We start from the raw sequence: 20,165 nt of genomic DNA, 5'->3' as shown, positions 1-20,165 counted from the left end.
CATCCATCCCGCGTTGATTCGCGTAGTTCCCTGATACAGGCAGTGAGGGAATGGCAAGGCAAGCCACCTCGCGGCCCATCGAGACATGGAGATTTCCGTGTTCTCACTTCGAAGGAACGACGCCTTTCCCGGAGACACCATGACCCGATACACGCGATTCCCCTCCTCTGCGCTCAAACGTCTCACACCGCTTGCCAGCCTACTTGGCGGTCTGCTGATTGCCGGCCACGCCAATGCCTTTGACCCGGAACAGGCGCCCAGAGGCGTCGCCGAGGGTGTCACTCAAGGCCAGGAGGTCGCCATCTTCGCCGGTGGCTGCTTCTGGTGCATGGAAGGCCCCTTCGACAAGCTTGACGGCGTGATCTCGACGACGTCCGGCTACACGGCAGGCGAGACGGACAATCCCACCTATAAGCAGGTCTCGGCCGGCAGGACGGGCCATACGGAGGCGGTCAAGGTGGTCTATGACCCTGAAAAGGTCAGCTATGACACCCTGCTGGAGGTCTTCTGGCACAACATCGACCCGATCGCGGTGGATCGTCAGTTCTGCGATGCCGGCACCCAATACCGCAGTGGCATCTATCCGGTGGATGAAGCACAGCAAGACGCCGCCCAGGCGAGCCTCGACGACTTGAAGGACAGATTCCCCGAAGGCATCGCCACCGAGATCGAGGCAGCGGGCCCCTGGTATGCCGCCGAGCAATATCACCAGGACTTCTACCAGAAGAACCCGGTGCGCTATCGCTTCTATCGCGCGGGTTGTGGCCGTGATGACCGTCTTGAGGAAATCTGGGGAGATGACGCCCCGGCGCACTGAGTCTCACCGTCGAGTCGGCTCACCTGCCACTGACACGCAAACGGCTCGCCAGATGGCGAGCCGTTTGCGTGTCAGGCAGGAATCTCACGGTGGATATCAATGCTGCGGCGTAGCCCGTCGCCAGCACAGCATCGCCAACCCCAGGGTGACAAGCAGAACGCTGACGCCACCCACCACCACCCCTGGCCACCCTGCCTGCTGCCAGAAGGGCTCCAGCCAGAAGCCGCCCAGGCTCGCCCCGAGATAGTAAGCCGTCAGGTAGAGCGCGCTGGCGCTGGCCCGCGCCCCTTCGGCATTGCGCCCGACCCAGGCCGACGCGGTGGCATGCGCCAGGAAGAAGCCGAAGGCATTCAGGCTCAGGCCGGCCAGCATGCCGATCAACGAATGGCTCAGCGTGACCAGAGTGCCGAGAATCAAGAGCGCGGTGCCCAGCATCATTGTCAGTGCCTGGGCGCGGCGTTGCGCACCATCCTGCTCCTCCTGTCGCTGCGCTCCCTGCGCGAGTGCCTGCCCCCGCCCGGCGGCCAGACGCTGTGCCAGCCGGCCGGACTGCGAGGCACCGAAGGTGCCTGCCAGATAGGTCAGAAACAGCAATCCCAACCACTGACTCCCCAGTGACCAGGGGGCCGCGCTCAGGCGAAAGGTCATGTAGCTGTAGAGATTCACGAAGATGAAGAAGTTGAGTCCACCGAGCAGAAACACCGGCCACAGCCGTGGATTGCGCAGATGGCGCCCCAGCCCTGCCAGCATGCTGGCCGGATGGAAGGGCTGTGCCACGAAGCGTCGCTGACGCGGCAGCAACTGCCACAGCGCCGCCAGCAGCAACAGGCTGATACCGCCAATCACCGCGAAACTCATCTGCCAGCCCCAGTGCTCAGCCACGAAACCTCCAGCGACCCGCCCACTGATGCCGCCGAGCGAATTGGCACTGATATAGAGCCCCACCGCAGCCATCAACGCCGGCTGTTCCATCTCATCGCTCATGTAGGCGACCGCGACCGCCGGCAAGCCCCCGAGCAGAAAGCCCTGCAACGCACGTACTGCCAACAGCGACCAGAAACCTTCAGCCAGCAAGGCAAGTCCCGAGCAGGCCACCCCCCCGGCCAATGTCCAGAGCAGCAGACGTCGCCGTCCCAGTGCATCCGATAACGGGCCGAAGACCAGCAACGCCAGTGCCAGCGTGAGGGTGGTCACCGACAACGACAGACTCGCCTGCAGCGAGCTCAGGCCAAGGTCGGTCGCCAGCAGCGGTAACATCGGCTGCACCACATAGAGATTGATGAAGACGACGAAGGAGCCCAGACACAACGCCTGGGTCATGCGTCGCCAATCACGGCCATGCGCCTTGAGAGGGGACGGCAGCACTGGCTGCCCGGCAGTATCGTGATGCCCCGAGTCGGATGGGGCGGTGGAAGACGCACTCAGCGATGAAGCCATCAGGTACCTGCAGTCAATCATGGGGATGGCGTGAGTCTGCGCCCTCGAACACCATCAGTAAAATAGCTCGACATGATGCCAGCCATCAGCAAAAGTGATACCCATGAGCCTGACCCACCGGCCTGCAGGCCTCACGCCGTCAGACCGCCTGCGCATGGTGAATGACGTCCGGGGGACTGGACGGCGTGATGGCCGCAAGGGACGCCGGTCAGGGTCGGGGACAAGGGAAACGGATGAGGATGACGTCAGACATGAAGAGCGCGACATGAAACTGCCCTTCGATCTGCGGGCACTGGAGATCTTCGTGAGTGTCACGGAGCGCGGCAGCTTCACCGCCGCCGCCATGGCGCTGCAACTGGCCCAGTCGGCCGTCAGTCAGTCGATCGCCAACCTGGAGACCCGGCTGGGCCAGCCGCTGCTGATACGTGGCACCAAGGGCGTGAGTCTGACACCCGCCGGTGAGACATTGCTCATGCATGCACGCTCTCTGCTGCAACAGGCGCAGCGAGCGGCCCTGGCCATGGCCGAACTGGATGGCCTGGTCAAAGGTGAGGTACGCATCGGCGTGTCCTCGATGCTGGGGTCCTACTATTTCCCGCCCCTGTTGATGGCCTTCAAGGCGCGCCACCCCGATATCACCTTGAGCGTGATCGAGGGCGGCACCCTGAGTCTTCGCAAGATGATCGACAATGGCGAGCTGGATCTGGGCGTCATCGTCGAGGAACACCCCGGCAGCGCCACCAGCGGGCTGGTCAGCCAGCACTTCCTGCGCGAAGAGATGGTGGTCTGCCTGCCCAACGACCACCCGCTGGTGACACGGGAGCACATCAGTCTCGAAGCGTTCTTCGCTGAAGAGCTGGTCGTCTTCAAGCGCGGTTATTTCCATCGCGATTTCATCGAACGTCTGGCAAGCCAGCACGGCCTGATTCCCAGTATCGCCTTCGAATCCAACCTGATCGCGCTCAACAAGGCGATCGTGTCACGCGGCTTCGGTATCACCACCTTCCTCAAGCGCGTGGTGGAGGATGACCGTGAGGAAAACAACCTCACCGCCATCTCCTTCAGTGAACCCGCCTGGCTGGACCTGTCGCTGGCCTGGCGACGTGAGCGCGGGCTGTCGCGGGCCGAACAGGCCTTCGTCGACTTCGTGATCGAACATTCCGTGGTACGCGAAAGTCCATGAGGCGGGCTGCCGGACATGGCGGGGCTCGAGAATTCGCGGGCCGAAAACGACAACACCCAGCCAGGGCCGGGTGTTGTCCATCATGCGAGTGTCGTCATTGACTGCGCATGGCCAGTTTCATCTGCATGGCCTCGTGGGGCATGGGCCGCCGCGACTGCCAGTAGTGCTGCGACCAGTAGACATTGTCCAGCCGCGACAGCTTCACGCCACGTGACGTGGAGGCATGCAGGAAATAGCCGTTGCCCACATACACGCCCACATGGTTGTAACGACGTGAGGGGCGGAAGAACACCAGATCCCCCGGCTTCAACTGCGACTTGTCGATACGCTTGCCCCGCTTGACCTGATCACGGGTGGTACGTGGCAGTTCGATCCCGAAACCGTCACTGAACACATGCTGCATCAGCGCGGAACAATCGATGCCCCGTGAGTTGGTGCCGCCCAGGCGATAGGGCGTTCCCGCCCAGCGATCATGCTCTTCCAGCAACACTTCCCGGATACTGGGACCCGATGCCAGCTGCGGCTCTGCCGGGCCCTGCGGTTGGCCGGCCTGCTGACGGTAACGCTTGAGCTTGGGCAATTCCGGCAGATCGACATCGTAATAGGCCATGTCACTCGGAGGCTGTGAATGGCTGGCACACCCCGCCACACCTAGCGGCAACAGTAAAAGACAACACAATAACGTGTGACGCATCCAACATTCCTCGTCGTGGGCCCGGTGCCATGAGACAAAACGTGATCAGCACTTGCGGACGGCGATAACAGGTGATGCATGACAAGACAAAAAGCCGGCAGGAATCCCGTCATCACGAGATGCCTGCATGCCTGAAACGTGAATCAACAGGATCAACGGCATGCCCTGAGACCTGTGACGCAATTGAATGCCGTTCGCAGCAGGGTAGTGCATATTGCCGCAATCCGTATGCCATCGCCTCACAAGATAGACTAAAGCATCAGAAAATACTCAATGCAGCAGACGAGCATCGCCGCTCAGGGTATCCAGATGCAGCGCCGGCCAATGCCCCGGACGCGCGCCCGGGAAATCCAGACTGGCCCAGGGCCCGGCCAATGGCGGCGCCGCCGTCAGCCACTGGATCAATACATCACGGAAGCCGCGCAGGAAGCTGTCACGCTGATCGGTATCGCCCATGAAGAAGGCATAGCCGGCGAACAGCCCGCGCGCATATTCCTTCCAGCTGCCGTAGTGTGCTCGCGCCATCGCATGGGCGCTGTCCAGATAGGCCGTGAAGGTGGCCGCATCCAGCCATCCCAGCTGACGGCCGGCAATCGCCAGATCCACCAGCTGCGCGATGTCCCAGGCTGCCATGTCCAGCTCATTGCAGCGGGCCTCGTTGTCACGCACACGGCGCAGACGATCGAGATGCACCTGCTCATCCTCGCCGCGTTCACCGCTCTCGAGCACATCGATCTCGTTGTCCAGACGCGCACGATTGAGGGTATAGGGGCCGTAATTGATCTGATATTCGTCCCGATCCCCGGCATCACGCAGGAAATCGAGGAATCCGATCAGCATCTCGGCGTTGGCCAGACCATAATGACCTTCCAGCCAGCCGGTCAGTTCCTCGACTCCCCGGCCATGCTCGACCATCGGCTCGCCCCAGCACGGCGAATTGAGCGGGCCACTGAGTGCCAGCGCCGTGAAACGATCCAGACTGGGGCGCTCGCCGGGCTCCTGCCAGTCACTGGCGCGCCAATCGAGCCAGTGGAACAGGCTGCCGGGGTCCTCGAGATGCCAGCGGATCTCGTTGACCAGCGGGTGGTCCTCAAGTTCCGGGACCGCGGATTCCCATACCGCCCAAGCCTCCAGCAGGCGGACGGCGTCCGGATAGAAGCGGCACAGTGCGCTGCGCAGGCGCTCGGCACACTGCGCCAGCTCACCGGCATCGAAATCGCGGCTGTCCTGCACCATCAGCAGATAGAACGCGTACTTCTCCGCCATCACGATGCTGGCAGGATGACGATGACAGACTGCCAGCCGCTGTCGCCGTTCCAGCTCGGCGGTATCGGCGCGTCCGAAGGGCGTCTGAGGATCAGGCAGCCCACCCCGTGCGGCATCGGCCGCCAGCTGATTGAGGTGATGGGCCTGCGCCGGCAGCCAGAAACGCGCCATGCCGGCCACGCCATCGCGGGTATCCAGGGCCAGCGTCTCGTTGAGGTACTGACGCGCCTCTTCACGCCGCGCGTCCGCCACATCCGCAGGCAGCCCCTGACGATAGAGCAGGTCCGGCTCTCGAATGCTGGCAATGGCCAGCACCCAGTGGCGGCTGTCACTGCGCCATTGACGCATGGCGACGCGTGAGCGATCCCGGATGGCCTCCGGCAGCAACGCGTGCAGCTCGCAGCGCAGCGGCGTCACCGGTGAGGCCATCAATGGCCGCCAGTCACTGTCGGTGGAGCCGGTGAGATCCGCCCCCTCGAACAGGCTGCGTCCGCGTTGATAGGCGCGCGCCACGCCCTGCCAATCCGCGTAGCGACGCACCAGCAGGTCGATACCATGCGCGGCGAAGTCCTCGCCCTCCTCACGACTCAACCAGCCGGCACACAGACCGGCAAAGGCCAGATCCACCAGCCGCAGCCAGTCCCAGGCGGCGAATTCCAGTGGCTCACCACGATCCAGATACTGGAGCAGCAGCTCCCCGTAGGCCACGGGCGACGGGCCCTGCTCGAGACCCGCAGCGGCCGCCAGCTCCGCACTGGCCGCCGCATGTGCCGGGGTGCCGGCGAGACCCTGAGCCTTGCGCTCGGCCTCCTCGGAGGCGGCGTCAGACTCCAGCTCGTCGAGCCACTTGTCACGCTCATCCTGACTGGCCGACAGCATGCGCGCGCTGTCGATGTCCCAGCCATAGCGATGCCCTTGCGAGGCCAGCCACAACAGCAGACGGATCAATTCGTCACGAGTGCGGATCGCCCAGGTATCACGCAGCCAGCGTTGCACGTCGGGCCAGTGACCCTGCGCATCGAAACCGCTGTCACTCGCCTCGCAGAGGCCGTCATCCGTCGACGTCAGTGTCGTCCCGCCGACCCAAGGCGCAAAGATGGCGCGCGCCATCCACACCCGGTCACGCTCACCCTGCGGCCACAGCTCGGTGGCGGGTACCGGCTGACGGCCTTCCAGCGCCTCCAGCAGACGCGGCCAGGTGACGCCCGCCTCTTCCTGCTCCAGCCGGGACAGCGCGAGACTGGCCTCGAAGAAGCCGTCATCGCCGCGTGTCCAGCCAGCATCGCTGCGCGAATGCGCCAGCGCCTTGAGCCAGTCATCCAGCGAGGTGAAACGTGATGCGATGGCCATGAGCAGTCGCACCAGCCAGGCACGCGTGCGCGCCTCGGACAGCCAGCCAGCCGTCCGCGCCAACGCCAGCAGCTCCAGCGCTTCCAGCTGACGCAGCGAGTCGGGCATGTCACTGGGGAACGCTTCCAGCAAGCGCCAGCCCAGCTCGCCGGCATCCGGCACTTCCAGCGCCTTGAGGCGCGCACGCGCCTCCTCGGATGTCCACACCGCTTCGGGTGTCGCACTGAAACGCCAACCGCACAACACCAGCTGCTGCCCCCACCAGGCACTCAGGGGTTCGACCAAGGCACACCTCACGACTCGACAGGTTTTGATGACGACGGGCCAGCAGCGGACCCTAAACACACCACTGGCGGCGCATAGTGTAACGGAAAGGCGCTGTTGGCGATGCCCCCATGCGGGATCGACTGCATCGCGATGACGCGTGAGAACACCGCTGACTCGCCAACGGCAGTGCGCCCGACGACAGGCGCTGTCATCGGGCGCACGGCATGCCTCAGTGCTTGCCATCAGTGCTTGGCATCACGGCATGGCGCCCTCCCGGGAGGATGGCCATGGGGGACGTGACTACGCCGCCTCGTGCTTGCCTGCCGGAATACGGAACAGTGCACAGTAGGCCACCGGCAGCACGACCAGCGTCAGCAGCGTCGCGACGCCCAGACCGAAGACGATCGCCACCGCCATGCTCGAGAAGAAGGCATCCGAGAACAGCGGAATCATGCCCAGCATGGTCGTGATCGCCGCCATCGAGACCGGCCGCACGCGGCTGACCGCCGCCAGCATCACCGCCTGGAAGCGGTCCTCCTGTTCGGTCAGCTGCACGTTGATCTCCTCCACTAGCACGATGGCGTTCTTGAGCACCATGCCGACCAGGCTCAGGGTGCCCAGTAGTGCCATGAAGGTGAACGGCGCCCCGAACACGATCAACCCGCTGACGATACCGATCAGCGTCAGCGGCACGATGGACCAGATGGCCAGCGCCTGGCGCAGGTTGGAGAACAGCAGCACCGTGATCACGAACATCCCCAACAGCCCCATCGGCAGCGAGGAGAACAGCGCCTTCTGCGCATCGGTGGACGTCTCGTATTCACCGCCCCACTCCAGATGATATCCCTCCGGCAGCTCGATGGCCTCGACCTTGGGTCGGATGCGACTCAATACACTGGCGGCCGTCTCGCCGGACAGTGGCATCGGCTCCGCATAGACCGCCAGCATGCGCTCGCGATTGCGCCGCTTGATCAAGGGATCACGCAGTTCGGCCTTGAGCGGGCCCATCACCGCCCCCGCCGGCACATAGGTTTCCTGTTCGTCGCTCCAGACGTTGAGACTGGCCAGGGTGTCGAGATCAAAGCGCTGACGCTCCTCACCGCGCAGCAGGATCGGGATCAGTTCGGAGCCCTCGCGATAGACGCCGACGCTCTCGCCATCACTGTTTATCAGCAATGCCTCATGCAATGCATCCCGCGTCACGCCGACACGCCGCGCCTGATCATCCAGGAACTCGGGTTCGATGCGATTGACGCGATTGCGCCACGACAGGCGAATGCTGTCTGCCAGCGGCTCCTGCTCGAAGACGTCACGCACTTCGGCGGCCAGCTGGCGCAGTACCGCCGGGTCCTCGCCGTAGAGGCGCGCCTCGAGACTGGCCTTGGCGGACGGGCCGACCTGCAAGGCCTGCACCTTGTATTCCACCTGCGGATATTCGGCGCGCAACAGGCGTATCACCTCCTCCATGCGCGCTTCGCGGCTGTCGCGGTCCTCGGTCTCGACGATCAGCTGACCGAAGCTCGCGTAGCTGTCTTCCGGCGAGTAGGTCAGGGTGAAGCGCTGGGCACCGCCCCCGGTCACGCTGGTGACATGGTTGACGCGCTCCATCTTCAGCACCTGCTGCTCCAGACGCGAGACATGCCGTTCGGTCTCCAGCACATCGGTGCCTTCCGGCATCCAGACATCGACGAAGAACAGCGGTGTCGAGGCATCCGGGAAGAAGGCATTCTTGATCTGGCCAAAGCTCATCACGGCCACGACCAGCAGTGCCAGCGCCCCGCCCAAGGTCAGCCAGCGCAGACGGATCGCCCAGCCCAGCAGGGTACGGAAGCCACGGAAGATCACGCCCCGGTAAGGGTCTTCATGCTCGGCGCCATCCTTGTCGTTGCCCGATGTCTCACGCGCTTCGCGGAAGAACATGTCGAAGAAGAACGGGGTCAGCGTCAGGGCGGTGATCCAGCTCAACAGCAACGAGTAACACAGCACCCAGAACAGCGAGCCGACGAATTCCCCGGTCGCATCCGGCGACAGACCGATGGGCGCGAAGGCGGTGATCGCGATCACCGTGGCCCCCAGCAGCGGCAGGCGATTCTGGTTGACCACCTCGAAGGCAGCCTGACGCTTGGTCTTGCCACGCTTGAGGCCGATCAGCATGCCTTCCGTGACCACGATGGCGTTGTCCACCAGCATGCCCAGCGCGATGATCAGCGCGCCCAGCGAGATCTTCTGCAGCTCGATGCCATGGATCGACATCATCACGAAGGTGCCGAGGATGGTGATCAGCAGCACCAGCCCCATCAGCACCCCGCTCTTGACGCCCATGAACAGCAGCAGCACCAGGATCACGATACCGACGGCCTCGGCCAGATTGAGCAGGAAGCCGGAGACCGCCTCATCCACCACCTGCGGCTGGTGATAGACGGTGGTCAGCTCCATGCCCAACGGCATGCGCGATTCAAGCTCCCCCAGACGCTGGTCGACTCGCTCGCCGACCTCCACCACATTGACGCCGGAGGCAAACGAGATCCCCAGCGACAGAGCGGTCTCGCCATCGGTGTGATAGAGACGTGACGGCGATTCGGTGTACTCGCGGCTGACCGAGGCGATATCCCCGAGACGGATCAGACCGCCATTGCCGGGGCGACCGACCACGAGGCGCTCCAGATCCTGCACGCTCTGGAACTCCCCGCCCGGCTGCAATTCCAGCGACAGGCCGTTCTGACGGATACGACCGGCATTGCCGACCACGTTCTGGGCGTTGAGCAGATTGGAGAGCTGGTCCGGCGAGATGTTCAGCGCCTGCATGCGATCACGGTCCAGCGCCACGATCACCTGCTCGCTGCGCGCGCCGACGATGGAGACCTTCTTCACGCCCTCCACTAGCGTCAGTTCGCGTTGCAGGAAATCGGCCTGATCCTCGAGATCATGCGCCGAGTAGCCCTCGCCACTCAGGTTGTAGAGCAGACCGAACACGTCACCGAAGTCATCATTGACCACCGAGGAGGAGCTGCCGGGTGGCAGGCTCGACTGGGCATCATTGATCTTGCGCCGCAACAGATCCCAGTACTGCTGCATCTCGCCTGCGCGCACGCTGCTCTCGAGTTCCAGCGTGATCTGCGAAAGGCCTGAACTGTTGACCGAACTGACACGCTTGAGATTGGGAATCTGCTGGATGGCCTTCTCCAGCGGCAGCGTGACCTCCTCCTCCACCTGCTTGGGGGTGGCGCCCGGATATTGGGTGATCACCACCGCATTGCGGATGGTGAACTCGGGAAACTCCAGCTGGCCAAGATTGAAGAATGACACCACGCCGCCCACCGACAGCAACAGCGTGACCATCCAGCTGATGACCTTGTGTCTCAGGAAGTAATCGACCATGGATCAGAGCCCCGCTTCCTTGACCCAGGGGCGCACAGGCTCCCCGGCTTGCATGCGGCTGGCACCCGCGGTCACCAGACGATCACCGGCATTCAACTCCCCCGTGATCACCAGCCCCTCGCCCGTGGCCTGAAGCACCTCGACGGGCACGGCTTCCACCGTCCCCTGCCCTGCCTTGTCCTTGTCCTCGACGTCCGGAGACGTCTCGGTGGCAGCAGAGCCGTCTTCCACATAACGCCACACCACGGCCTGCTGCGGGTCGGCATCGCGCATCACCACCGCTTCCACCGGCACACGCCATTGCCCCCCGGTGGCCCCCGTCAGCTGCTGCATGTCCAGCTCGACCGTCGCGCTCATGCCGGACAGCACGGTGATGTCCTGAGGCTCCGGCAGGGTCAGGGTGACCTGATAGCTCAGCGAGCCCTCACTGGCGCTGGTGTCATGCTCCTTGTAGCGCGCCGGATAGCGCTGTTCACCGCGCCCGAAGCGTACCCAGGCCAGCGCTGCATCCTCCTGACGCCCGGCCATGGCACGCTCACGGTCGATGGCGCGCACCTGGCGTTCCGGCAGATTGAAGGTCACGTCGATCTGACCGGGCTGCTGGAGCACCGCGATGGTTTCCTGCGCCGTGACCACCTGATAGTTGTCCACCGGCACTCGGGCGATCACCCCGTCATAGGGGGCTTTCAGCTCGGTATAGCTGAGCTGGTCCTGCGCCTGGGAGTACTGGGCCTGTGCCGACTGGAATTCCGCCTGCGCCTCATCGAAGCGTGCACGGCTGATGGCGCCCTTCTCCACCGAGTACTTCATGCGCTTGTAGGTCGCCTGGGCGAGATTGAAGCTGGAACGGGCGTTGTTGAGCTGACTGCGGGCATCACGATCATCCAGCTGCGCGATCAGCTCACCCTGCGTGACCTCCTGGCCGGCCTGCACGTTGAGCTCACGCAGCTCACCGCCGATCCGGAACGAGAGATTGGAACGCTCGGAGGCCTCGACCACGCCGGGATAGCGCTGTATGACACCGCCCCCCTCATCCGACAATGACAGCAACTTGACCGGATGCACCTTCTGCTTCTTCAGCGGCGCCTCGGCCTCGCTGCAGGCCGAAAGCCCGAGGGCCAGCAGCAGACCGGCAAACAGCTGCAGGGCAAGGCCTCCGCGCCAGGCGGCGGGAGTACGCAGGTGTGGCTTGGCACCAGGTCGAAGTTTCATCAGCAGGCCCTTGAGTCATTGGAATGGAAAAGCACAAAACGAAGATCTGTCATCTGTCCGGCAATGCGTACGGCCGTGGCTCACGGTGCTGGATGACGAAGCGCTATCGCGTCCCAGGCCATCTCGAAGGCCTGGTCGAAGCATGCATCACTGATGGCCGGCACCTGACAGCCCGAGCCCTGCAGCAGGCTGTAGATCGAACGAAACATGAACACCTCGATGAGAGCGATGTCGATCTGTTTCAGAATGCCGGTCCGCTGGCCCTGCGCGAAGGCTTCCAGCAAGGGCGCGGCCCGCTCCTGGTTGGCCACCTTCAGGGCGTCCCGCATATGCGAGGAGTGAAGAAACTGATCATGAAACCGGAACAAGGCGGGCTGGCGGCGCCCCAGCATCACCAGGGCGTGCCACACCCGACACAGCGCTGACTTGAGCTGCCAGGCCGCGGGGGACATCGCGGGCGATGTGCCCCGTGATACCTGCGCGTCCGGCTCGGCCTCGAAGGCATCAAGCGCCACCTCGATGATGCGACGGCTGACCTCGCTGAAGGTGGCCTCCAGCAAGTCGTCCTTGTCGCGATAGTAAAGATAGAGCGTTCCGGGGGACATGCCGGCAGCACGCGCGATGCGTGCCACGGAGGTCACGGCAAAACCATGCTCGGCCACCTCATGCAGAGTGGCTTCCAGCAGCGCCTGCTGCTTGTGTTCATCACGATGGCGCATGGCCTGTCTGCCTCTGGATCTGCTCAGGATGAGAATCCACACAAAATAAATGAACGTTCATTTATTTACAACCAGCCATTGCGCCAGCCGGCCCCCGCCTTGCCATGCAGACGGCGGCTCTGACGCAGACACCACCAGGCCCCACCTGCCTCAGACCAGGCAAGGAAAAACGGACAAGGAAAAACAGGCAAAGAAAAAGCGCAGCTCAAGGAGCTGCGCTTGCACGATCAAGACGGGCAGACAGGGAGACGCGAAAACGTCAGCGCCTCAGCTCTCCGGGTCGATGATCGCGATGATATGGTCTTCCAGATCCTGCTGGCGCACCGAGGCCTCGGAGACGGCGAAGCGTGACACCGCGACACCGGCACGCTTGACGCTTCTGGCATCCCCGGTCAGCAGCGGATGCCATTCTGGCAGCTCACGGCCTTCATTCAGGCGGCGATAACCACAGGTTTCCGGCAGCCAGCGCAGCTTGCCTACCGTCTCGACATCCAGCGGGATGCAGCCCGGCACGCGTGTGGCGCGATTGGGGTAATCACGGCAGCTGACCTTGCGCACATCCAGCAGGCGACAGGCGACATCCAGTACCGCGATGTCGCCACTGTCTTCATCCTCGAATTTCAGCAGGCAGCATTGGCCACAGCCATCACACAGTGCCTCCCACTCGGCCGTGTTCAGCTCCGAAAGCGCATGCCGCTCCCAGAAACGCTCACGTTTTCCGCCGTCAGGTTGCGGAACATCACTCATCTTGCTCTCCTCGCCCTGCCGGGCAGCAGGGTCGGTCCAGTCGGTCTCGTCTGACGACGGGCAGTCGTCAGTAGTGCGTTTCCGGCGGCGTCACGCCAATCTCCTTGAGGAGATTTTCCTTGACCGGCGGCATCTGCAGGTAGAAGCCCTGCTCCCGAATCTTCTCCAGCACCGTGGTACTGGCCACACGTGCCAGCGGCTTGTCGGCACGGATCAACAGCGTCATCAACGGCGCAGGCCTGCCGAAGATCTCCAGCAGGGACTCCGGCACATCCTTGAGACCTCGCGTCTTCTCGACGTACAGATACATCTCGTCCTTGCGGGCGCTCTTGTAGATCTCGCAGATCATCTTGTCATCAGTCATCGGGACCACCCATCACGTCATCTTGCAGCGCATGCGCGCATCAGCGTGCGCACGGGACACGAGCGCACGACGTCTCACATTGGTTACGTGATCGCCCCCGGCCATGCCGGAGGCAATCCTTGACTCATTCCGGCTGGAACGCCTTGGCGAGGCGCTCGGCCAGCAGCGCGCCGCGCCAGCCACCCGGCAACGGCAGCGGCTCACCTTCGTAGTCGGCGATCACCAGCGCTTCCATGTCGCGACGCTTGCCGAGAATCTCCGGCTTGAGGTCCTGGGCCTCGGCGACCGCGTTGACCTCACGCTTGAGGCGCTTCATGCGCGCCTTCCATTCCGGCGCCAACGGCGACGGCGGCACGCGCGGCAACTGGCTGTCATCGATCATCGCCACGTCCTTGAGAATTTCCAGCACGCTGTCGCCGATGCGCTTGATCTGCGGCGGGTGGAGCCCCTCGACCTTGGCCAGTTCGAAACGATTGACCGGCAGACGCTCGCAGATGGCGAACAGCTGGGCATCCGCCAGCAGGCGCGAGCGCGGCACGTCACGCAGACGAATCTGGGCCTCACGCCACTCGCACAGGGACTGCCAGGCGGCCAGCCCACGCGGCGTGAGCTTCCACAGGCTGCGATGGCGCTTCCAGTACTCCGGGTCCGGCGTGGCACCCCCGCTGCTGCCCGGGGCACTGCAGTCCTCTTCCAGCCAGGCCATGCGACCCAGCTGATTCAGGGCCTCACGCTGCTGTGCCCAGACCTGCGGCAGGAACAGCACGTCCAGAGCGGCATAGTCACACTGCGCCTGACTCAGCGGACGCTTGAGCCAGTTGGAGCGCGTCTCTTCCTTGGGCACCGTGATGCCGGCCACACGTTCGACCAGACGCTGATAGCCCATGGAGGCCTCGCCACCCGTGAGCCCTTCGGCGATCTGGGTATCGATCAGCGGTGCCGGCGCCACGCCCGCCCAGCGCAGGAAGACTTCCATGTCCTCGCCGCAGGCATGCAGCAGCTTGAGCGGCCCCTCAGGACCCAGCAGACGCTTGAGCGCGTCACTGGCCGGCACCACCGTGGGGTCGATCAGGAAGATGCGCGGCGTCTTGCCATCCGCACCGGGCAGCTCACCATCGCGGGCCGCCATCAGCTGCACCAGTGCCGGAATCGGGAAGAAGGTGGACTCACGGATGAACTCGGTGTCCAGCGCCAACCAGTCGGCGCCCTCAAGTTCGGCACAGGCAGCGGCCAGCGCTTCGGGGGTCTCGACCCAGATGGCATCGAAGTCTAGCTCTGACAGCAGTGCGGTGGCGGCGGATTGATCACTCATCTGCAAGAATATCTCATGGTGACTGGCTTGCCCGGGCAAGCGATAAATGAAGGGTGACGGGCACTCGCCAGACACCGGGCGGAAACGACGGCGGGCGTGGTGGTTCCTGACCACCACGCCCGCAGACGTGCTGCTGTTGTTGCCTTTCGGACGCTTTGCGTCAAGGACATGCCGCTGGCGAAACACGATCGGGCGAACCCGACACGTTCAGATCTCGCCGAGGGTAAAGGGCAATCGGCCGCTGAAGGCACGACTCAGCGTACCACCATCGACATATTCCAGCTCGCCACCCATCGGCACGCCATAGGCCAGTCGTGTCAGCTTGAGGGGCTGCCCGCCATGCGCCACATCGCGAAGCTGCTCGGCGATGTAGTGCGCGGTGGCTTCGCCCTCGACCGTCGGGTTGGTGGCCAGCACCAGCTCTTCGATCTGACTCTCGCGCACGCGGGTTTCCAGCGCATCCAGGCCGATGTCCTCAGGCCCGATGCCGTCCAGCGGTGACAGGTGGCCATGCAGCACGAAGTAACGTCCCACGTAGCCACCCGCCCCTTCGATGGCAAGCTGGTCCGCGGGGGACTCCACCACGCACAGCACTCGCTCATCACGCCGAGGACTCAGGCACAGCTGACAGATCTCTTCTTCCGTCAGCGTCCGGCAGCGCGCGCAATAGCCGACACGCTCCAGCGCCTCGCCGAGTACACCGACCAGCCGGTCGGCCCCCATGCGATCACGCTCCAGCAGATGCAGCGCCATGCGCTGTGCGGTACGCGGACCGACGCCCGGCAGCACGCGCAGGGCATCCAGCAGCTGATCGACCAGCGGCGAGAATCCCATCAGAACGGCATCTTGAAGCCGGCCGGAAGGTTGAGACCCGCAGTCGCCTCTTCCATCTGCTTCTTGGAATTGACCTCGACCTTGCGCACCGCGTCGTTGACGGCAGCGGCCAGCAGGTCTTCCAGCAGTTCCTTGTCCTCTTCCATCAGGCTCGGGTCGACCTCGACGCGCGAGACGTCATGGCGCCCGTTCATGGTGATCTTGACCATGCCGGCACCGGCTTCGCCCTGGACTTCGGCCTTGGCCGCTTCTTCCTGGACCTTCTGCATGCGCTCCTGCATTTCCTGCGCCTGCTTCATGATGTTGCCCATACCGCCTTTTCCACCAAACATGGCTCACCTCATCAATGACGTGTTGTACATGAACTAACGATAAATGCTGTCTGCCAGCCGCGCCATCTGGCATGGCTGGCGTGGGGGCACATGCCCGCAAGCACGTCCCCCCGGAATCCGGGAGCGTCACCGGTCGCGGTGACCGATGACGCTCGATCAGAAATTGTCCGGCTCGAAGGAGTTGACGCTTTCCTCGATCAAGCGCGCGCCCAATTGCTGCTCCAATGACTGGATATGCGGGTCAGCACGCAAGGCTTCAACCGCCCGCAGCTGACGCTCGCCCAGCAGTCGAATGCGTCGGCTGTGAGGTGTCTCGAGACCCTCCGGCAGCGGGCCGACATTGATCTCGAGTTCCCGCACCACGCCCTGCCCTGCCAGCGCCTTGTGAATGCGCTCCCGGTGAACATCCGCCATCATCGCGGACTGGGCAGGGTCCAGCCTCAGCTTGAGGTGCGTGCCATCATCGTGCTCGACCAGACAGTGCGCACCGATGTTGCGTGTGATGCCGCCAAGCCCCAGCGCCGGGAACAGCTCCAGCCACGCCGCGTGATTCAAGCGGCCATCACCACTCGGCGCATCGGATGGCGCAGGCGCTGATGCCTCAACCGGCGCGGGAGCCGCTGCCGGCATCGGTTCCGCTGCCTCGACAGGCTTGGGCATGACCGGCTCAGACATAGCGGGCTCAGACACGACCGGCGCAGCAGGCTCTGGTTGTGCTGGCGCTGACAATTCAGCAGACGTCGGCGCTGCTGTTTCAGCAGGCTCCGGTGCTGATGCTTCAGCGGGCTCCGGCTCCGGTTTCGGCTCCGGTTCCGGCTCCGGTTGCGCCGAACCAAAGGCGGCGCTCAGGCGTGACATCGCCGAGCTGGGCGCAGCGGCTGCCTGTGCGGGCGCAGCCACCGGCTCCGACGGCTGCGGCGCTTGCGCCCCCGTGGCAGACATCGCCGGAGCTGACTCGGCAGCCGGCGCTGACCCTGTCGCGGCCGATGTCTGGGGCTCATCTTGTGTCAGGTCGCGAAAGCCGGCATCCCGGGCGTCATGGGGAACGTCCTCCGTCGCCCAGGGGGGCGGCTCATCGGCCATCGGCGGCTGTACTTCAGTCACCGGTGCGGCAGACTGCACCGCGGCGGGAGCCACAGAGGCAGCCGGGGCCTGCTGTACCGGTGCTTCTTGAACAGGAGCCTGTTGAGCCGGAGCCTGCGGCGCGGACACCTGTGGTGCCGGGGCTTGAGCGGCGCCCTCCGGCTGGCCGGTCATCGGCAGCGGCGTCTGCGCCGGACGCGGCACGCCCTGCGGGCGGAAGGCCAGCATACGCAGCAACGTCATCTCCAGCGCGGTGCGGGCATCCGGCGCATTGGCCATGTCGGCGCGCCCCTGCAGGGCGATCTGGTAATAGAGCTGTACGTCTTCGCCAGTGAAGCGGCTGGCCAGCGCCAGCAGTGCATCACGGTCACCATGGCCGTTGTCCAGCGCGCTCGGCACCATCTGAGCGATCGCCAGGCGATGGAAGACGGAGGCCATGTCATCCAGCACCCCACCGTAATCCGGGCCCTGCTCGGCCAGCGTCGCGACCTCCGCCAGCAGACTCGCGGCGTTCAATTCCGCCAGACATTCCAGCAGCGCCAGCACATGACGGTGATCCAGGGTGCCCAGCATGGCGGCGACATCTTCGCGCCGCACTTGACCATGGCCGAAGGCGATCGCCTGGTCGGTCAGACTCATGGCGTCACGCATCGAGCCATCGGCGGCCTTGCCGAGCAACCACAGCGCGTCTTCCTCGAAGCTGACTTCCTCACGCCCGAGAATGTCGGTGAGGTGCTCGACCACGCGGACCGGCGGCATGTTCTTGAGCGTGAACTGCAGACAGCGCGACAGGATGGTGACCGGCAGCTTCTGCGGGTCGGTGGTCGCGAGCAGGAATTTCACGTGGGGCGGCGGCTCTTCCAGCGTCTTGAGCAGCGCATTGAAACTGTGGGTCGACAGCATGTGCACCTCATCGATGAGGTACACCTTGTAGCGTCCCTGGGTCGGGGCGTACTGGACGTTGTCCAAAAGCTCACGCGTGTCCTCGACCTTGGTCCGCGAGGCGGCGTCGACTTCGATCAGGTCGACGAAGCGCCCCTCGTCGATCTCGCGACAGGTGCCACACACGCCGCAGGGTCTGGAGCTGACACCCTCCTCGCAGTTCAGACACTTGGCGAGAATGCGCGCCAGCGTCGTCTTGCCGACACCGCGAGTCCCGGTGAACAGATAGGCATGGTGCAGGCGCCCCTGATCGAGGGCATTGACCAGCGCACGGCTGACATGCTCCTGACCGATCAGTTCGTGAAAATTGCGCGGGCGCCACTTGCGCGCCAATACCTGATAGCTCATTGAGCGAGGCATTCCTTGGGTGATCTGAAACATGAGCGGAAAGCCTGCACGACCCGGATAAGCGTCACCACCGACAGTCGACAGACGGAGACCGATGACGCGGCCTCGCTGAGAATGCGCTCATTCTAGCGACTTGCCGAGTGGCTTCAAAGCACGTAACCACTTGTGCAACGGGATTGCTGTCTCCAGGCCCGCATGACGGGCCCGACGGCGGAACATGACAGTCGAACATGATGATCAAGCATGAGGATCGCACACGGGTGTTGGTCATAGATGCCGAACGCGAGTGTTGAACATAAGCGCCGAACGCGGGTGCTGGACGCAGATGTCGAACATAAGCGCCGAACAGGGAAGCCAAAGGCACAAGACGGACACGACAAGACGCCCGACAGGGCATGGCAACGTACGAAGGAGTCGATCAGGGAACTTGCGGGGGAACACGTAGACGTGGCATTTCAGGCATGCGGATCTTTGCTGCCCTGAAATGGAGGCGGCCCCATCAGCCACATCCCGGCACACGCGTCAGCCACTACCGTTGCTCCCTTCCGGGCCTGGCGGGGTTTGCAGCCTAGCATTGCGGGAGGACCAACAGGGCCACCACAGACATGATCAATCGGTGAACTACCGAGCCAATCGCTTGAACTTCAAGCACTTGGCGTGATCAAGGCGCACACTATAACAGCGTGTTGCCGCCCTCACAAGAGGGGATGTCGCAGCGCCTCAATCCCCCTTCCTCTCATCGCACGCCTCGCCGTCAGGTACCGGCGCACGCCTCCGGAAATGGCGCACCATCAGCGGTAGCGCCAGCATCAGTACGATCATGCGCAGAAGGTGATGAAAGGCGACGAAGACGGGATCGAGATCCAGCGCCACCGCCAGCAATGCCATCTCGCCGATCCCGCCCGGTGCCAGTGCCAGAAAGGCCACATCGCGCGGCACGCCCATTGCCTGATGGATCACTTCGGCGAAGCCACCCAGTACCGCAAGCGCGATCAGTGTCGCGACACCCGATTGCCCCATCAGCCCCGCCAGTCTGGCGGGCGACAGCCCCTTGAAACGTGCCCCGATGGCGCAGCCCAGCACCAGCTGCATCACGTCCGTCCCCCAAATCGGGGGCGCAAAGCGCACCACCTCGGCCAATGACAACGCCATCGCCACCAGCAATGGCCCCAGCAACGCGGCATTCGGCAAGCGCAGGCGCCTGCCCAGAGGCAACAGCAACGGCAGCGTCAGTACCAGCCACAGCCCGCTCACCGGCGGGTCGCCTGCCCCGTCCGCTCCACCGCCACCCTCCAGCAGCCAGTAGAGCGGCGGCAGGATGAGTATCACCAGCAGCACGCGCAGCGACTGGGCCACCGCGATACGCTGGGCATCGCCGCCACTGCGCTCCCCGATGATCACCATCGCCGTCAGCACCCCGGGCACCGAGGCAAACCAGGCACTGGTGGCATCGAAGCCGCAGCGTCGATACCAGGCGGCACAGGCCAGTGTCGAGGCCAGCACGCCGAGCAACAGCAATGTCCCCGACAGCCACCAGCTGGCAAGGTGCGAGACCAGCTCCGGCGACACTCGCGCTCCCAACGTCAGACCCAGCACCCCGAGAAACAGGCTGCGCAATCGCTCCGGCACGGCGAGTGTCAGCCCGGCCATGGCACCGAGCAGATTGGCGACCAGCGGCCCCAGCATCCACGCCAGCGGCATGCCGGTCAGCTGGAAGAGGCTGCCTCCCGCCACGCCCAGCGCCAGCGAGACCGCCAGCGATTTCCACTGATCGTTATCCACGGATGGAGTCCTGAAGCGCTGTCTGACAGCGCGCGCGAACGAGATGAGTGACATTCCGACATCCTTGTCAGCGGCACGAGGGGAGCCTGTGATGGTAC

The 20,165-nt window shown here is 64.0% G+C and carries 15 protein-coding genes and 1 other RNA gene; 2 read left to right on the top strand and 14 right to left on the bottom strand.

All coding sequences use genetic code 11. The features are described from left to right. Positions 1–139 precede the first annotated feature (139 nt). Positions 140–817, top strand: coding sequence for a peptide-methionine (S)-S-oxide reductase MsrA (gene msrA, locus QD228_RS03265; RefSeq protein WP_279874397.1), 678 nt, complete (start codon positions 140–142; stop codon positions 815–817). A gap of 96 nt (positions 818–913) precedes the next feature. Here msrA and QD228_RS03260 read toward each other — a convergent pair whose 3' ends face one another. Next, positions 914–2,254, bottom strand: coding sequence for an MFS transporter (locus tag QD228_RS03260; protein WP_191237595.1), 1,341 nt, complete (start codon positions 2,252–2,254; stop codon positions 914–916). Positions 2,255–2,519: 265 nt separating this feature from the next. On the opposite strand from QD228_RS03260, the gene QD228_RS03255 reads away from it, so the two are divergent. Further along, positions 2,520–3,437, top strand: a complete 918-nt coding sequence (locus QD228_RS03255) for a LysR family transcriptional regulator (RefSeq protein ID WP_279874393.1) — start codon at positions 2,520–2,522, stop codon at positions 3,435–3,437. A 94-nt stretch (positions 3,438–3,531) separates the two neighbouring features. On the opposite strand, the gene QD228_RS03250 is transcribed toward QD228_RS03255, so the two are convergent. The 13 genes from QD228_RS03250 to QD228_RS03190 form a co-directional block, all read right to left on the bottom strand. Beyond that, positions 3,532–4,047 (bottom strand): NlpC/P60 family protein, encoded by a 516-nt coding sequence (locus tag QD228_RS03250; RefSeq protein ID WP_205632728.1) that lies wholly within the window; start codon positions 4,045–4,047, stop codon positions 3,532–3,534. Positions 4,048–4,401: 354 nt separating this feature from the next. Further along, positions 4,402–7,032 carry a YbeU/YbeR family protein gene (locus tag QD228_RS03245; protein WP_279874391.1) on the bottom strand — a complete coding sequence of 877 codons (2,631 nt, stop codon included), beginning with the start codon at positions 7,030–7,032 and terminating at the stop codon, positions 4,402–4,404. Between the two features lie 282 nt (positions 7,033–7,314). Continuing rightward, positions 7,315–10,392 (bottom strand): efflux RND transporter permease subunit, encoded by a 3,078-nt coding sequence (locus QD228_RS03240; protein ID WP_084207966.1) that lies wholly within the window; start codon positions 10,390–10,392, stop codon positions 7,315–7,317. 3 nt (positions 10,393–10,395) lie between these two features. Next, entirely contained in the window at positions 10,396–11,604 is a 1,209-nt protein-coding gene (locus QD228_RS03235) for an efflux RND transporter periplasmic adaptor subunit (RefSeq protein WP_077375422.1), read from the bottom strand. Positions 11,605–11,684: 80 nt separating this feature from the next. Beyond that, complete coding sequence (locus tag QD228_RS03230) at positions 11,685–12,323, bottom strand: TetR/AcrR family transcriptional regulator (protein ID WP_279874387.1); 639 nt, start codon at positions 12,321–12,323, stop codon at positions 11,685–11,687. Positions 12,324–12,590: 267 nt separating this feature from the next. Beyond that, positions 12,591–13,070, bottom strand: coding sequence for a YcgN family cysteine cluster protein (locus tag QD228_RS03225; protein ID WP_077375429.1), 480 nt, complete (start codon positions 13,068–13,070; stop codon positions 12,591–12,593). A gap of 67 nt (positions 13,071–13,137) precedes the next feature. Then, positions 13,138–13,434, bottom strand: coding sequence for a YcgL domain-containing protein (locus QD228_RS03220; RefSeq protein ID WP_077375431.1), 297 nt, complete (start codon positions 13,432–13,434; stop codon positions 13,138–13,140). Positions 13,435–13,558: 124 nt separating this feature from the next. Continuing rightward, on the bottom strand, positions 13,559–14,746 hold the full coding sequence (rnd, locus tag QD228_RS03215) for a ribonuclease D (protein WP_084207963.1): 1,188 nt from the start codon (positions 14,744–14,746) through the stop codon (positions 13,559–13,561). Positions 14,747–14,953: 207 nt separating this feature from the next. After that, positions 14,954–15,580, bottom strand: coding sequence for a recombination mediator RecR (gene recR, locus QD228_RS03210; protein WP_077375437.1), 627 nt, complete (start codon positions 15,578–15,580; stop codon positions 14,954–14,956). Continuing rightward, positions 15,580–15,912 carry a YbaB/EbfC family nucleoid-associated protein gene (locus tag QD228_RS03205; protein ID WP_077375440.1) on the bottom strand — a complete coding sequence of 111 codons (333 nt, stop codon included), beginning with the start codon at positions 15,910–15,912 and terminating at the stop codon, positions 15,580–15,582. The genes recR and QD228_RS03205 overlap by 1 nt, the downstream gene beginning before the upstream one ends. A 156-nt stretch (positions 15,913–16,068) precedes the next feature. Further along, positions 16,069–18,285 (bottom strand): DNA polymerase III subunit gamma/tau, encoded by a 2,217-nt coding sequence (gene dnaX, locus QD228_RS03200; protein WP_279874385.1) that lies wholly within the window; start codon positions 18,283–18,285, stop codon positions 16,069–16,071. Between the two features lie 494 nt (positions 18,286–18,779). Beyond that, an RNA gene (ffs, locus tag QD228_RS03195) (signal recognition particle sRNA small type) lies at positions 18,780–18,876 on the bottom strand. A 129-nt stretch (positions 18,877–19,005) separates the two neighbouring features. Continuing rightward, the gene (locus tag QD228_RS03190; RefSeq protein WP_279874383.1) at positions 19,006–20,067 is read right to left on the bottom strand and encodes an AbrB family transcriptional regulator; all 1,062 of its coding nucleotides are present in this window, start codon (positions 20,065–20,067) and stop codon (positions 19,006–19,008) included. Positions 20,068–20,165 lie beyond the last annotated feature (98 nt).

It is taken from the genome of Cobetia sp. 3AK (assembly GCF_029846335.1).
Lineage (GTDB): Bacteria > Pseudomonadota > Gammaproteobacteria > Pseudomonadales > Halomonadaceae > Cobetia > Cobetia marina.
Note: the sequence above shows the minus strand (reverse complement) of the source record. Positions and strands in the feature narration are given on the sequence as shown.

Bases quoted from the DNA above. Each gene is read 5' to 3' on its own strand.
- msrA (WP_279874397.1), top strand. From the start codon at position 140: ATGACCCGATACACGCGATTCCCCTCCTCTGCGCTCAAACGTCTCACA.
- QD228_RS03260 (WP_191237595.1), bottom strand. From the start codon at position 2,254: ATGGCTTCATCGCTGAGTGCGTCTTCCACCGCCCCATCCGACTCGGGG.
- QD228_RS03255 (WP_279874393.1), top strand. From the start codon at position 2,520: ATGAAACTGCCCTTCGATCTGCGGGCACTGGAGATCTTCGTGAGTGTC.
- QD228_RS03250 (WP_205632728.1), bottom strand. From the start codon at position 4,047: ATGGCCTATTACGATGTCGATCTGCCGGAATTGCCCAAGCTCAAGCGT.
- QD228_RS03240 (WP_084207966.1), bottom strand. From the start codon at position 10,392: ATGGTCGATTACTTCCTGAGACACAAGGTCATCAGCTGGATGGTCACG.
- QD228_RS03235 (WP_077375422.1), bottom strand. From the start codon at position 11,604: ATGAAACTTCGACCTGGTGCCAAGCCACACCTGCGTACTCCCGCCGCC.
- QD228_RS03230 (WP_279874387.1), bottom strand. From the start codon at position 12,323: ATGCGCCATCGTGATGAACACAAGCAGCAGGCGCTGCTGGAAGCCACT.
- QD228_RS03225 (WP_077375429.1), bottom strand. From the start codon at position 13,070: ATGAGTGATGTTCCGCAACCTGACGGCGGAAAACGTGAGCGTTTCTGG.
- QD228_RS03220 (WP_077375431.1), bottom strand. From the start codon at position 13,434: ATGACTGATGACAAGATGATCTGCGAGATCTACAAGAGCGCCCGCAAG.
- rnd (WP_084207963.1), bottom strand. From the start codon at position 14,746: ATGAGTGATCAATCCGCCGCCACCGCACTGCTGTCAGAGCTAGACTTC.
- recR (WP_077375437.1), bottom strand. From the start codon at position 15,580: ATGGGATTCTCGCCGCTGGTCGATCAGCTGCTGGATGCCCTGCGCGTG.
- QD228_RS03205 (WP_077375440.1), bottom strand. From the start codon at position 15,912: ATGTTTGGTGGAAAAGGCGGTATGGGCAACATCATGAAGCAGGCGCAG.
- dnaX (WP_279874385.1), bottom strand. From the start codon at position 18,285: ATGAGCTATCAGGTATTGGCGCGCAAGTGGCGCCCGCGCAATTTTCAC.